Here is a 12,774-nt window from a genome sequence, read left to right as displayed (position 1 = left end):
AAGCGTCCGCCGCCGCGCCTAACATCTCAACCATGATGAATTCTTCGGTGACGCGCGGCCGTCGGCCCGGGACGCCGGACACCCGCCGCCAGATCCTCGACACCGCCCGGCGCCGCTTCCTCTCCAACGGCTACCGCGCGACGACGGTCCGGGGCGTCGCGGCCGAGGCGGGGGTGGACGTCGCGCTGGTCAGCTACTACTTCGGCTCGAAGTCCGGGCTGTTCGCCGCGTCGGTCACGGCGTCCGCCAACCCGGCCGGCACCATCGCCCGAGCGGTCGAGGGCGGCCTGGACGGCCTGCCGGAGCGGGTGCTCGGCGGCGTCCTGGCGCTCTGGGACGACCCGGCCTCCGGTGGACCGCTCGTCGCGATGCTGGGCAGCATCCATGACGACCCGGCGGTGGCGGAGCGGTTCCGGGAGATGCTGGAGCACGAGCTGCTGGCACGCGTCGCGATGCGGCTGCGCGGGCCGGACGCGACCCTGCGGGCGGCCGCCTTCTGCACGCAGATCGCGGGGATCGTCGTCACCCGGTACGTGCTGCGACTGCGGGTCGTGGCGGCGATGTCGTCGGACGACGTGGTGCGCACGTTCGCGCCCGGCCTGCGCGCCACCCTTCTGCCGTCGCGACCGGCGGCCACGGCCACCCGCCGGTCCTGACCCCTGCCGTCGTCGGCGGCCCCCCGCCGTTCGTCGTCGGCGAAAGGGGGTGCCCTTTGTCGGTGGTGGAACCTAACCTGCGGGGGACTCGTTCAAGCCCCCGGCCTGTGGGCCGGCTGTGCCGCCCGCCACAACTCCAGAACCAGCCCCACCGACCGGGAGACCCGCGTGCTTCGACGACTGCTGTGGCGCTACATGCGCCCGTACCGCTGGCTGCTGGCCGGGGTGCTGGTGTTCCAGTTCGCCTCGGCGATGGCCATGCTCTACCTGCCGAGACTCAACGCCGACATCATCGACAAGGGCGTGTCCCAGGGCGACACCGGGTACATCTGGCGCACCGGCGGCCTGATGCTCGCGATCTCGCTCGGCCAGATCCTCGCCGCGATCATCGCGACGTTCCTCGCGGCGCGCGCCGCCATGCAGGCCGGCCGGGACATCCGCGACGAGGTCTACGAGCGGGTCAGCGGGTTCTCCGAGCACGAGATCTCGCAGTTCGGCGCCGGCTCGCTCATCACCCGCAACACCAACGACGTCCAGCAGGTGCAGATGCTGGCGATGATGGGCTCGACGATGCTGGTCAGCGCCCCGCTGCTGGCGATCGGCGGCATCATCATGGCGCTGCGGCAGGACGTCGGGCTGTCGTGGCTCATCGGGGTGTCCGTGCCGGCCCTGCTCATCATCGCCGGCCTCGTCATCAGCCGGATGGTGCCGCTGTTCCGGTCCTACCAGGTCAAGCTCGACACGGTGAACCTGGTGATGCGCGAGCAGCTCACCGGCGTGCGCGTGGTCCGCGCCTTCGTCCGGGAGACCATCGAGGCCGAGCGGTTCCGCGCCGCGAACACCGACATCATGGTCGTCGGCCGCAAGGTCGGCTCGCTGTTCGTCGCGCTGTTCCCCATGGTCATGCTGGTGCTCAACGTCACCATCGTCGGCGTCATCTGGTACGGCGGGATCGAGATCGACAAGGGCGGCGTGCAGATCGGCACGCTCCTGGCCTTCATGCAGTACGTCGGCCAGATCCTCTTCGGCGTGCTCATGGCCTCGTTCATGACGGTCATGATCCCGAGGGCCTCCGTGTCGGCCGAGCGCATCTCCGAGGTGCTGGCCAGCACCTCCACCCTCGTGGAGGCCGCCCACCCGGTGCGCGAGCTGCCTCGCCCCGGCGAGATCGCGTTCGAGGACGTCACGTACGCCTACCCGGAGGCCGAGCACCCCGTGCTCGCCGGCATCACCTTCACCGCCGAGCCGGGGCAGACGGTCGCGCTCATCGGCTCCACCGGCTCGGGCAAGACGACGCTGGTCTCGCTCATCCCCCGGCTGTTCGACACCACGAGCGGCACCGTGCGCTTCGCCGGGGTCGACGTCCGCGAGCTCGAGATGGAGACCCTGTGGGCGGGCATCGGCCTGGTGCCGCAGCGCCCGTTCCTGTTCGCCGGCACCGTCGCGTCGAACCTGCGGCTCGGCCGCGAGGACGCCGACGACGGCGAGCTGTGGGAGGCGCTCGAGATCGCACAGGCCAGCGACTTCGTCTCGCAGATGGAGGGTGGGCTCGACGCGCGCATCGCCCAGGGCGGCACCAACGTCTCCGGCGGGCAGCGGCAGCGGCTGGCGATCGCACGGGCGATCCTGCGCCGGCCGGCGGTGCTGATCTTCGACGACTCGTTCTCGGCGCTCGACCTCGCCACCGATGCCCGGCTGAGACAAGCGCTGTGGCGGGAGCTGCCCGAGGTCACCAAGGTCGTCGTCGCCCAGCGCGTCTCGACCGTCACGGACGCGGACGCGATCCTCGTCCTCGAGGACGGCCGCATCGCCGGCATCGGCACGCACGCCGAGCTGCTGGAGACCAACGAGACCTACCGCGAGATCGCGGAGTCCCAGCTCGCGGTGGAGGCCGGCTCATGAGCGACCAGACGCTGACCGAGGACGAGAAGGTCGAGGCCGAGCTCGGGGAGCAGGCGCGCATCGCGTCGGACACCTGGGGCAGCGTCGCGCCCGGCAAGGCGGACAACTTCAAGGCGTCCTTCACCCGGATGCTCGGCCTGCTGAGCCCCTACAAGATGGCGCTCGTCGTCGTCACGATCATGGGCACCGCCGGCGTGGTGCTCACCGTCATCGCCCCCAAGATCCTCGGCAAGGCCACCGACGTGGTCTTCGGCGGCTTCGTCTCACGCCTGCCGGTGTGGCACGGCGTGACGTCGCAGGCGGAGGCCGTCGCGGGGCTGCGCGCCGCCGGCCAGGGCAAGCTCGCCGACCTGGTCGCCGGGCTGGACAACTTCGTGCCGGGCGCCGGCGTCGACTTCAACCGGCTCGGCCGGCTGCTGCTCATCGTCCTCGCGCTGTACGTCGCGGGCGCCCTGCTCACCTGGGGCCAGGGCTTCATCATCAACATCGTCATGGTCCGGGCCATGTGGCGGCTGCGCGAGCAGGTCGAGGAGAAGATCAACCGGCTGCCGCTGGCGTACTTCGACCGGGTGCAGCGCGGCGAGCTCATCTCCCGCGTGACGAACGACATCGACAACATCACGCAGACGATGCAGCAGTCGCTGTCCGGCGCGCTGACCGCGGTGCTGACCGTGCTCGGCGTGCTGGTGATGATGTTCTCGATCTCCTGGAAGCTGGCGCTCGTCGCGCTGGTGTCCCTGCCGCTCATGGGCGTGATCTTCGGGGTCATCGGCCCGAAGTCGCAGAAGGCGTTCGGCGTGCAGTGGCGCAAGGTCGGCCGCCTCAACGCCCGCGTGGAGGAGTCGTTCTCCGGGCACGCGCTCGTCAAGGTGTTCGGTCGGCGGCGCGACTTCCACGCCAAGTTCCGCGCCGACAACCAGGAGCTGTACCAGGCGTCGTTCCGGGCGCAGTTCCTGTCCGGGATCATCTGGCCGGGCATGTCCTTCGTCGGCAACCTGACGTACGTCGGCATCGCGGTGCTCGGCGGCCTGATGGTGGCCAACGGGACGATGCGCCTGGGCAGCGTGCAGGCGTTCATCCAGTACGCGCAGATGTTCTCCCAGCCGCTGTCGCAGCTCGGCGGGATGGCCGCGGTGGTCCAGTCCGGGACGGCGTCCGCCGAGCGGGTGTTCCAGCTGCTCGACGAGGACGAGCAGAGCCCCGACCCGGCCGACGCGCCCGCCCCCGCGGAGGGCGACGGCACCATCGAGTTCGAGCACGTGGCGTTCTCGTACACGCCCGACAAGCCGCTCATCACCGACCTGTCGTTCACGGTCCGCCCGGGTGAGACCGTCGCCATCGTCGGGCCGACCGGCGCCGGCAAGACGACCCTCGTCAACCTCCTCATGCGCTTCTACGAGCTGGACGGCGGGCGCATCCTCGTCGACGGCCAGGACATCGCGACCCTGACCAGGCACGACGCCCGGGCGCGCACCGGCATGGTGCTCCAGGACACGTGGCTGTTCGCCGGCACCATCCGGGAGAACATCCGCTACGGGCGCCAGTCCGCCACCGACGAGGAGGTGCTGGCGGCCGCCCGCGCCACCTACGTCGACCGGTTCGTCCACTCGCTGCCGCACGGGTACGACACCGTGCTGGAGGAGGATGCCGCGAACCTGTCGGCGGGCGAACGCCAGCTCATCACGATCGCCCGTGCCTTCGTCGCGCAGCCCTCGGTGCTGATCCTCGACGAGGCCACCTCGTCCGTCGACACCCGGACCGAGCGGCTGCTGCAGCACGCGATGGCCTCGCTGCGGCAGGGGCGCACGTCGTTCGTCATCGCCCACCGGCTCTCGACCATCCGCGACGCGCACCTCATCCTCGTCATGGAGCACGGCGCGATCGTGGAGCAGGGCACCCACGAGCAGCTCATCGCGGCCCGCGGCGCCTACTACCCGGCTGTACCAGTCGCAGTTCGCCGGTGCCCTGGTCGACGAGGAGGTGGCATGACGGAGCACGTGATCGAGCCCCTGACACCGGAGACCTGGCCGGCGTTCGCCGCGCTCGCCGAGAAGCACAACGGCGTGTGGGGCGGCTGCTGGTGCTGCTGGTTCCACGCCGACGAGCCGAAGGGCGCCAAGCACGAGCTAGGTGGCCGCGCCTTCAAGCAGCGGATGGTGGAGGAGGGCGTGGCGCACGCCGCGCTCGTCTTCGAGGGCGACGCCGCCATCGCGTGGGCGGAGTACGGGACGCCGGCCGAGCTCCCGCGCATCTACTACCGCAAGGAGCACGACGAGGGGCTCGTCGAGCCGGCCGACTACCGGATCACGTGCTTCTTCACCGATCGCGACCACCGCCGGTCCGGGGTCGCCGCCGAGGCGCTGGCGGGTGCGCTGGACCTCATCGCACAGGCGGGCGGCGGGCTGGTGGAGTCGTTCCCGCAGGACACCGAGGGCGCGAGGAAGAGCGCGTCGTTCCTGTTCAACGCCACGCGGACGCTGTTCGAGGAGGCCGGGTTCGAGGTGCAGCGGCCCCTCGGCAAGGCCAACCACTACCTCATGGTCAAACGGGTCGCGCCGGCGTCCTAGGCGTCGAGCAGGGCGAGCACCGGACCCAGCGACGAGATCGCCGGCCCGGTGATCGGGTCGAGGACCAGCTGGACCTCGGTGACGCCGGCGTCGGCGTAGGCGCGCAGCCCGTCCGCGACCTGCTCCGGGGACCCGGTCAGCGGGGCGATCCGCCCGAGCTCGGACGGGTCGCCCTGCACCCGGCCCGTGCCGCCCGCCAGCTGCACGAGCACCGCGACGGTGCGGGCGACCTCGTCGGGCGCCCGGCCGGCGGCGGCGAGCGCGGCGGAGAGCGACGACGCCGCGGACGCGACCCCCGTCGCCGCGTTGCCCGTGTCCGCGAACCAGGCGTTCCAGGCGTCGACGTGGGGCGCGGTCGCGGCCAGCATCCGCGGGCCGATCGACCCGATCATCAGCGGCGGACCGCCGGGGGTCGGCCCGCGCGGCACCAGCTCCGCCTCCCGCGCCGAGCAGTACCGCCCGACGAAGTCCACCGACCCGTCGCGCAGCAGCGACCGGACGATGGTGAACGCCTCCTCGAACCGGGCGATGCGGTGGTCGAACGGCGCGCCGAGCGCCGCGAACTCCACGGGGTTCCACCCGGCCCCCAGGGCGAGCACGAACCGCCCAGCGCTCACCTCGTCGAGCGTCGACGCCTGCTTGGCCAGCAGGAACGGGCTGCGGAAGGCGGTCGCGGCCACGAGCGGGCCCAACGTCACCCGCGAGGTGACGGCCGCGAGCGCCGCCAGCAGCGTCCACGACTCCCACGGCCCGCGCGTCGAGCCGTCGTCGAACCGGTAGAGCAGGTGGTCCCCGACCCAGATCGAGTCGAGGCCCACGTCCTCGGCCCGCCGCGCCATGTCCGCCAGCTCCGGCCAGCCCACCGAGCGCTCGACCTCGGGCAGCTGGACCCCGACGCGCAGCGGCCGACGAGCCGATGCGGTGGAGCGGCGGGGGTAGCGGGGCTCGTCGGGCACGCCCCGACGGTAGCCACACAGGGCGACGGCCCGCACACCACCAGGGTGCGGGCCGCCGCCGGTAGGTGGGCCGGCTCAGCGCCGGCCGGGTCTCACTGGAGGGCCGACACCAGCTTCGCCACGTCCGGCGAGCCGAGGCCCGTCGGGATGTCGTAGCCCGACTTCGCGGAGTAGCCCGGGCCGTTGAAGTTGTTGCTGCCGACCGTCACGTCGTGGAACGCCGCCGGGTGGGCGGCCGCCGCGCCGTACAGCTTGGCGTTGAGGTCGGCGAGCGAGACACCCGCCGCCTTGGCGAGCGCTCCGATGGCGGCCCACTGCGGCGAGCCCGAACTGGTCCCGCCGTAGAAGTAGAAGCCGTTGTCCGCGGGGTTCGGGTAGAACCCGGCGTACACCAGCACGGATGTGTAGACCGAGGCGTTGTAGGAGACGTCGGACGTGGTGCGCGCCGTCAGCCCGCTCACCGCACCCTGGAAGGTCGACGCCGCGAACAGCTTGCTCGGCGCCCCGCCGGTCGCCCCGAAGGCGCCGTCCGTGCACCCGAAGGGGCACTGCGCCGGGTCGCCGTCGTTCCACACGGTCTCGCTCTGGTAGTTCCCCGCGTCGTCGGTGAACAGGTTGGTGCCGCCCACCGCGATGACGTTCGGGTCGGACGCCGGGTAGCCGGCGTTCGTCACCGAGAACCCGTCCGTCGCGCCGCCGTCGCCGGAGGACGCGAACACCGCCATGCCCTTGCCGACGGCCGACGAGAAGATCTGCGTCGCCTGGTTGACCTGGGCGTTGTTGGCGTTGTTGCCCTTGATGTACGCCTCGTCGACGCCGTACGACATCGAGAGCACGTCGCCGAGGTTGTGGGCGACCGCCCACTGCACCGCGTTGTCGAGCACGTTGCCGCCCGGGTTCGCGGCGACGACCAGGTTGATCGTCGCCTCCGGGGCGATCGCGTGGGCCCACTCGACGTCCAGGGTGGTCTCGCCCGCCCAGCCGAGCGGGACGCTCGCGTGCGCCGTCAGCGTCGGGGGCTTGCCGCCGGGGTAGTAGACGTGGAGCGTGCCGGAGTCGTACGGCAGGCCGAACGCCGCCGAGAACGTCGCGAGGTCCGACTGGATGGTCGGGCTGCCGTAGGCGTCGACGATGACGATCGAGGTGCCGGCACCGGTGTAGTCGGCGGGGATGTCGTAGGCCGTCCGGATCTCGGCCGGCGTGTAGCACGCGATGCCATAGGCGGCGACGCACTGCGACGGCGTCGGGAAGGCGGCAGGCGCGCTCGCGGACATGAACTTCGACAGCGGGTGCACGGTGTAGACGAAGCTGCCGCCCCCGGTCGACGCGGCCGAGGCCGGTGCGGCGAGGGCGGCGGCGGCGAACGCCGTCAGCAGGGCGACGCCGGCGGCCAACGCCGCACGGCGCGAGTGGTTCCGCATACGCATTTCCTCGGATCGGGGCTGGGGCCGCGGTGCGCGGCCGGGTGTCCGAAACGTACGACTGGTCTGTTTCGCCCGAAAGTCGGGCCGATGCCGTGGTGAACGGTTCACCCGAATGGCGTAATCGGGCCGTTCGGCCCTGGGGTGCTCCTCGTCGGCCAGCCAGCCTCGTCGTCATGCGGATCCCCGCGAGCCACGCCGACCTGCTCGACCGTCCGCTCCCGGCCGCGCTGACCACCCACTTCGGGCGTGGTCGGCTGCAGTCGTCCGTCGTCTGGTTCTGGCGCGAGGGCGACGACGTCTGCTTCACGACGATGACGGAGTTCGTCAAGGCGCGGAACCTGCGCGAGAGGCCGCACGCGACCCTGCTCGTCTGGGACGCCGACGGGCGGTGGCTCGAGCTCCGCTGCGGGGTGACCGAGGTGGTGCAGACCCCGGCCGAGGCGCTCGCCACGTGCGACGACGCCGGCTTCCGCTACTGCGGCGTGCGGCCGTACTTCGGCGCGGTGGTCCCGGCCGACTGGGCCGAGAAGGAGCACCCGGTCACGTTCCGGTTCACCCCCGAGGCGGCGTCGTCCGGCACCCTGGCGCACGACGAACCCGCGGCACCCGGCCGCGCGACCGCCCACGACGAGCCCGAGCCACCCGCTGCCACGGCGCGTGCCACGCGCGCCGGTCTCGGCGACGCGGCCGGGCCGCTCCCTCTCGACACGGCCGCCACAGCCGCCGCCGACCACCGTGAGGTTCCGCTGCCCGCGAGCCACCGGGCGCTCCTCGAGGGACCCGCCGTCCCGCTGCTCGCCACCCGCGACCCGGCGGGCCACGCGCGCGTGCAGCCGGTCGCGACCTCGCTCGTCGGGCACCGCCCCGCGGTGCGGCCGGGCGACGAGCAGGCCGAGGACCTGCGACGCGACCCGCGAGCGACGCTCCTGGCCGTCGACCCGCGCGACACCGCCCGCTGGATCGAGGTGCGGGCCGACGCAGCCCCCGCCGGCGACGGCTGGTGGCGCCTGGTGCCGCGCCACGTCGTCGTGGACGCGATCCACCCCTGACCGCCGGCGTTCGTCTCGACGTCGTCCGCCGTACCTGCCGCGTGTCAGTGGTCGCGCCTAGCGTGGGCTGGCGGCCGGGATGGTCCGGCGGGGCGGTGACGGAGGGGCGACGCCATGGACGTTCGCGTGCAAGAGGTGGTGTTCGACTGCGCCGACCCGGCGGGTCTCGCCGAGTTCTGGGCGCAGGTCCTGGACGCCCGCTGGGGCATGGTCGACGACGAGTGGGCCGTCGTCGACGCGGCGCCCGTGATGCTGGGCTTCCAGAAGGTGCCCGAGCCCAAGCAGTCCCCCAAGAACCGGCTGCACCTCGACGTGCAGGTGGGCGACGCGCTGGCGGCCGCCGCGCGGGCGGAGGCCCTCGGCGCACGTCGCACCGGCTTCGCGCGGCTCGGCGAGGACGGGAACGGCTTCGTCGTGCTGCAGGACCCGGAGGGCAACGAGTTCTGCTTCGTCGTCGACCGCGACGGTGGCTGGGACGAGACCCTGCGGCGGGCGCTGGAGGCCGGCCTGCCGGTCGCCTGACGGGTGCGGCGCCGCCGGCGCGGCACGAGTCGGTGCGGGATCCGTCGGCGCGGGACCCGACGGGCGCACGGTCTCGCGGCGGTCGTGCCCACGCGGACCCGGTGGGACGTTCGGCCCGGGCCCGGGCGCCCGGGGCGGTGGTCCACTGCGGACATGGCCCGCCTGCCCCGCCCGTCGGACCTGCTGCCCCGTCCGAACGAGCTCCTCCCCCCGCCGCCCCCGAAGCCGCCGCGTCGCACGGTCGTCGCGGCCATCGCCTTCGCCGCCGGCGCGAGCCTCCCGCTGCTGCGCACGTGGATGCTGACGTTCGGCTCGACCGAGGACGAGCTGGACGCCGCGCTACCCGGGGACGCGATCCTGGCGAAGCCGGACCTCGTCGCCACCCGCACGGTCGGCATCACGGTGCCCCCGGCCGCCGTCTGGCCGTGGGTGGCGCAGCTCGGCCAGGGCCGCGGCGGCTTCTACTCGTACGACGAGCTGGAGAACCTCGTCGGCTGCGACATCCACTCGGCCGACCGGATCATGCCGGAGCTCCAGGACATCGCCGTCGGCGACGAGGTCCACCTCGCCCCTCCCGTCGCGCTCGAGGCCGTCGTCGTCGAGCCGGGCCGGGCGCTCGTGCTGCGCGGCGCTGCGGCGCCGGGTGCCGACGCGCCGCCGTACGACTTCACCTGGGCGTTCGTGCTGCGCCCAGGCCGCGACGGTGGGACGCGGCTCGTGGTGCGCGAGCGCTACCTGTACCGGGCCGGGTGGGCGCGGCTGCTCGTGGAGCCCGTGAGCGTCGTCAGCTGGTTCATGAGCCAGAAGATGCTGCGCGGCATCCGCGACCGGGCGCAGGCCGCGTACCGCTGGTCACCACCGCCGGAGGGCTGAGTCCAGCGCCCGGTGCGCCGCGTCGTCGGTGATGCCGAGCTGGCGCACGACGAGGGCGAGCGCGTCCGCCGCGTCGGCCAGGTCGGAGTGGCCGAGGCCGGTGCGCCGCGCCGCCTGCTGCACCACGGTGCCGTGGCGCCCGGCCGTGCGCACCAGCCCGTCCCGGGCCAGCTGCTCGTAGACCTTGTTGACGGTGCCGCGGGCGATCCCGAGGTCGGTCGCCAGGTGCCGGATCGGCGGCAGGGTCGCGCCGGGCGCCAGCTGGCCGGACACGATGAGCCGCTCGATCTGCGCCCGGAGCTGCTCGAAGACCGGGACCGGCGAGGCCGCGTCGACGTGGACGATCACGTGGGCTGCCGCCACGAGGACGGCGGCCGCGGCGCCGCCCGGTGCGTGTAGACCCACGCCAGGACGAGCCCCACGAGCCAGACGAGCCAGCGCAGGGCCGTCGGCACGGGGCCGGGCGCGGGAACCGAGGCGACGACGCCCGTGACCACCAGCAGCGCGGCCGCGAGCTGCAGGTTGGCCACGCTCCGGCCGGCGAACGCCCGGATCCTCGCATCGAGCTCCCGGGCACGGAACGACAGCACCGGGCGGCGGCGGCCGACGATCCGGGCCCGCGTGGCCTCGGCCAGGCCCGCGACCAGGAGCCCTGCCACCGCGAGCAGCACGGTGGCCGTGTCGCGGACCCAGAGGCTGAGCGCCACGGCTCCGAGCGTCGCCGCCGCGAGGAGCCCACGCGCGGTCCAGACGACGCCCGGCAGCGGGGCCGGGTCGCGCGGCTCGAGCGAGGCGACCGCCGCGGCACCACCGCGGGGGCCCAGCCGGTAGGACTCGGCGAACAGGGTCCCGACGAGCACGCCCGCGATGCCGCCGAAGAGCAGCGCGGTGAAGCTGACCGACCCCTGGTACCGGAAGGCCGCCACGGTCGTCGCGACGACGCCGACGAGCCCGCCGGCCATGCGGAGGCGTCGGTGCCGCGCGAGGTACCGGCGGACCACCTCGGCCTCGTCGTCGGGCACGATGCCGGCGCCCGCGACCCACGCGACGTCCCGCTCCCGCGGCGCCACCCTCGCCCACAGCGCCGCGACGAGCACGACGAGGACCGCCGCGAGCACGAAGGCCACACCGCCGAGCAGCACCCGCACGTCCCCTTCCGTATTGGCCTATTGGCATAGTACGTTGCGCCAATGAGTCAGGCAATGGCCGACCCCACCCTCGAGGCGCTCGTGCCCCGGCCGTCCCGCCGGGGCGGTGCCGCCCTCGTCGTGCTGGCCCTGGCCGTCCTCGTCGCCGCGTGGGTCGTCCCCGCGCTGGTCCGGCCGACGATCGGCACCGGCTCGTCGGCCGCGGGCAGGGAGTTCCCCGCCGAGCGCCGCGAGCTCGTGCTCGCCGAGATCACGCCGGGCGGGTGGGGCGGCGTCACCGTGAACGGGGTCGACGACGTGCCGGGGGCGCACGTGGTCGGCGCCTGGGCGGTCGAGGGCGTCAGCGACGCCCTTCGCACCATGCCGGCCGTCGACGTGGCCTCGGACGAGTACGTCACGCGCCTCGGCGTGACCGACGCCGACCGGCTCCCCCGCCGCGTGGCCCCGGGCCGGTCCGCGACGCTCGTCGTGCTGTGGCAGATCGACAGCTGCCGGACCGCTGCCGACGGTGGGGCGGTCAGCACCCCGGTGCACCTGCGGGGCCCGCTGGGGAACGCCCGCGTCGAGACAGTCCCGGCCTCGCCGATGCTCGGCGGCACCGAGTGGAGCGACGGCACGCCGTGCGTGCCCTAGGGCCTCCCACCCGCACCTCCGCCTTCGGGCGGGCGGCCAGTCATCCCTTCGTCGGAGGCAGTCGCAAGGGCCTTCACCCTAGACTCGCACCCGTGATCTTCAAGGCTGTGGGGGACGGCCGGCCCTATCCGGACCACGGGCTGACGACGGCCAAGCAATGGGCCGACGTACCGCCGCGCCAGGTCAGGCTGGACGAGCTGGTGACCACGAAGCGAACTCTGGACCTCGACGCGCTGCTCGCGGACGACTCCACGTTCTACGGCGACCTCTTCGCGCACGTCGTGCAGTACCGCGGCGTGCTCTACCTGGAGGACGGCCTGCACCGCGCGGTCCGTGCCGCCTTGCAGCAGCGCCCGACGCTCCACGCCCGGGTGCTGGTGCTCGAGTGAGCGAAGCGGAGCGCGCCCGGAGGCTGCGCCGGCGCCACATGCACGAGCGCCAGGCCGTGATCTTCGGCGTGCTCCTGTCGTTCCTCGCGCTGTCGTTCGTCGTCGCGGCCGCCGTCTACACGGGCAACCTCAACGTGCCGTTCTTCAGCCGTGCGTTCACGGCCAAGCCGAGCCCCACCGCCACGCACGACCCGCAGCCGTGCCCCCCGGCGGGCGCGCTGCCGGTGGCGGCGGGGAGCATCACGGTGAACGTCTACAACGGCACCAGCGCCACCGGCCTGGCGAAGTCGACCGGTGACGCGCTCACGCAGCTCGGCTTCAAGGTGCAGACCGAGGGGAACGCGATCGCCTCCTACATCGGGACGGCGCGCATCTCCTTCGGCATCCAGGGCATCGCGCAGGCCTACACGCTGGCCGCGCACGTCGACCACGCCGAGCTCCAGCTCGACACCCGCAAGGACGCCTCGGTCGACATCACGCTCGGCTCGGCGTTCGTCTCCCTCAAGCCCACGGACAAGGTGACGCTCGACCCGAACACCCCGCTCGCCGCGCCGGTGGGCTGCGTGCCCTACGACCAGCTGGCCACCGCGCCGGCCGCCACCCCGACGGCGACCAGCAAGGGCTGATACCCCGACGCAGCGCGGCCGGCCGATCC

General features: G+C 73.2%; 13 protein-coding genes and 1 pseudogene. 10 read left to right on the top strand and 4 right to left on the bottom strand.

Annotated elements, in window-relative coordinates:
- The first annotated feature begins 32 nt into the window (after positions 1-32).
- From BGO37_RS09275 to BGO37_RS09260, 4 genes and pseudogenes are all read left to right on the top strand, one after another.
- Complete coding sequence (locus BGO37_RS09275) at positions 33-656, top strand: TetR/AcrR family transcriptional regulator (protein WP_291754224.1); 624 nt, start codon at positions 33-35, stop codon at positions 654-656.
- Positions 657-824: 168 nt separating this feature from the next.
- The gene (locus BGO37_RS09270) at positions 825-2,558 is read left to right on the top strand and encodes an ABC transporter ATP-binding protein (protein WP_291754222.1); all 1,734 of its coding nucleotides are present in this window, start codon (positions 825-827) and stop codon (positions 2,556-2,558) included.
- Positions 2,555-4,547 (top strand): annotated as a pseudogene (locus BGO37_RS09265) (ABC transporter ATP-binding protein). Before BGO37_RS09270 ends, BGO37_RS09265 begins: the two are co-directional and overlap by 4 nt.
- Complete coding sequence (locus tag BGO37_RS09260; protein WP_291754221.1) at positions 4,544-5,125, top strand: GNAT family N-acetyltransferase; 582 nt, start codon at positions 4,544-4,546, stop codon at positions 5,123-5,125. The pseudogene BGO37_RS09265 and the gene BGO37_RS09260 overlap by 4 nt, the downstream one beginning before the upstream one ends.
- Here BGO37_RS09260 and BGO37_RS09255 read toward each other — a convergent pair.
- Positions 5,122-6,081 carry an LLM class flavin-dependent oxidoreductase gene (locus BGO37_RS09255; protein ID WP_291754219.1) on the bottom strand — a complete coding sequence of 320 codons (960 nt, stop codon included), beginning with the start codon at positions 6,079-6,081 and terminating at the stop codon, positions 5,122-5,124. The genes BGO37_RS09260 and BGO37_RS09255 overlap by 4 nt on opposite strands.
- Before the next feature lie 92 nt (positions 6,082-6,173).
- Complete coding sequence (locus BGO37_RS09250; protein WP_291754217.1) at positions 6,174-7,502, bottom strand: S53 family peptidase; 1,329 nt, start codon at positions 7,500-7,502, stop codon at positions 6,174-6,176.
- 176 nt (positions 7,503-7,678) lie between these two features.
- Here BGO37_RS09250 and BGO37_RS09245 point away from each other — a divergent pair, with 176 nt between their 5' ends.
- The 3 genes from BGO37_RS09245 to BGO37_RS09235 all read left to right on the top strand — a co-directional run bounded on the left by BGO37_RS09245 (position 7,679) and on the right by BGO37_RS09235 (position 9,949).
- Positions 7,679-8,554 (top strand): pyridoxamine 5'-phosphate oxidase family protein, encoded by an 876-nt coding sequence (locus BGO37_RS09245; RefSeq protein WP_291754216.1) that lies wholly within the window; start codon positions 7,679-7,681, stop codon positions 8,552-8,554.
- 114 nt (positions 8,555-8,668) lie between these two features.
- Positions 8,669-9,076 (top strand): VOC family protein, encoded by a 408-nt coding sequence (locus tag BGO37_RS09240; protein ID WP_291754214.1) that lies wholly within the window; start codon positions 8,669-8,671, stop codon positions 9,074-9,076.
- A gap of 153 nt (positions 9,077-9,229) precedes the next feature.
- Entirely contained in the window at positions 9,230-9,949 is a 720-nt protein-coding gene (locus BGO37_RS09235) for an SRPBCC family protein (protein ID WP_291754213.1), read from the top strand.
- Here BGO37_RS09235 and BGO37_RS09230 read toward each other — a convergent pair.
- Both BGO37_RS09230 and BGO37_RS09225 read right to left on the bottom strand, forming a co-directional pair.
- A complete protein-coding gene (locus BGO37_RS09230) occupies positions 9,929-10,297 on the bottom strand; it encodes a GntR family transcriptional regulator (RefSeq protein WP_291754211.1) in 369 nt (122 codons plus the stop codon). The two genes, BGO37_RS09235 and BGO37_RS09230, sit on opposite strands and share 21 nt — an antisense overlap.
- Entirely contained in the window at positions 10,294-11,097 is an 804-nt protein-coding gene (locus tag BGO37_RS09225) for a hypothetical protein (protein ID WP_291754210.1), read from the bottom strand. Before BGO37_RS09225 ends, BGO37_RS09230 begins: the two co-directional genes overlap by 4 nt.
- Positions 11,098-11,151: 54 nt before the next feature.
- Here BGO37_RS09225 and BGO37_RS09220 point away from each other — a divergent pair, with 54 nt between their 5' ends.
- From BGO37_RS09220 to BGO37_RS09210, 3 genes are all read left to right on the top strand, one after another.
- Positions 11,152-11,730 (top strand): hypothetical protein, encoded by a 579-nt coding sequence (locus BGO37_RS09220; RefSeq protein ID WP_291754207.1) that lies wholly within the window; start codon positions 11,152-11,154, stop codon positions 11,728-11,730.
- Positions 11,731-11,822: 92 nt separating this feature from the next.
- Entirely contained in the window at positions 11,823-12,119 is a 297-nt protein-coding gene (locus BGO37_RS09215) for a type II toxin-antitoxin system VapB family antitoxin (RefSeq protein WP_291754206.1), read from the top strand.
- A gap of 38 nt (positions 12,120-12,157) precedes the next feature.
- Positions 12,158-12,745 carry a LytR C-terminal domain-containing protein gene (locus BGO37_RS09210; protein ID WP_291754203.1) on the top strand — a complete coding sequence of 196 codons (588 nt, stop codon included), beginning with the start codon at positions 12,158-12,160 and terminating at the stop codon, positions 12,743-12,745.
- Positions 12,746-12,774 lie beyond the last annotated feature (29 nt).

The organism is Cellulomonas sp. 73-92 (genome assembly GCF_001898175.1).
Taxonomy (GTDB): Bacteria; Actinomycetota; Actinomycetes; order Actinomycetales; family Cellulomonadaceae; genus Cellulomonas.
The sequence above is the reverse complement of the archived record's forward strand: the minus strand, read 5'-3'. Positions and strand labels throughout refer to the sequence as shown.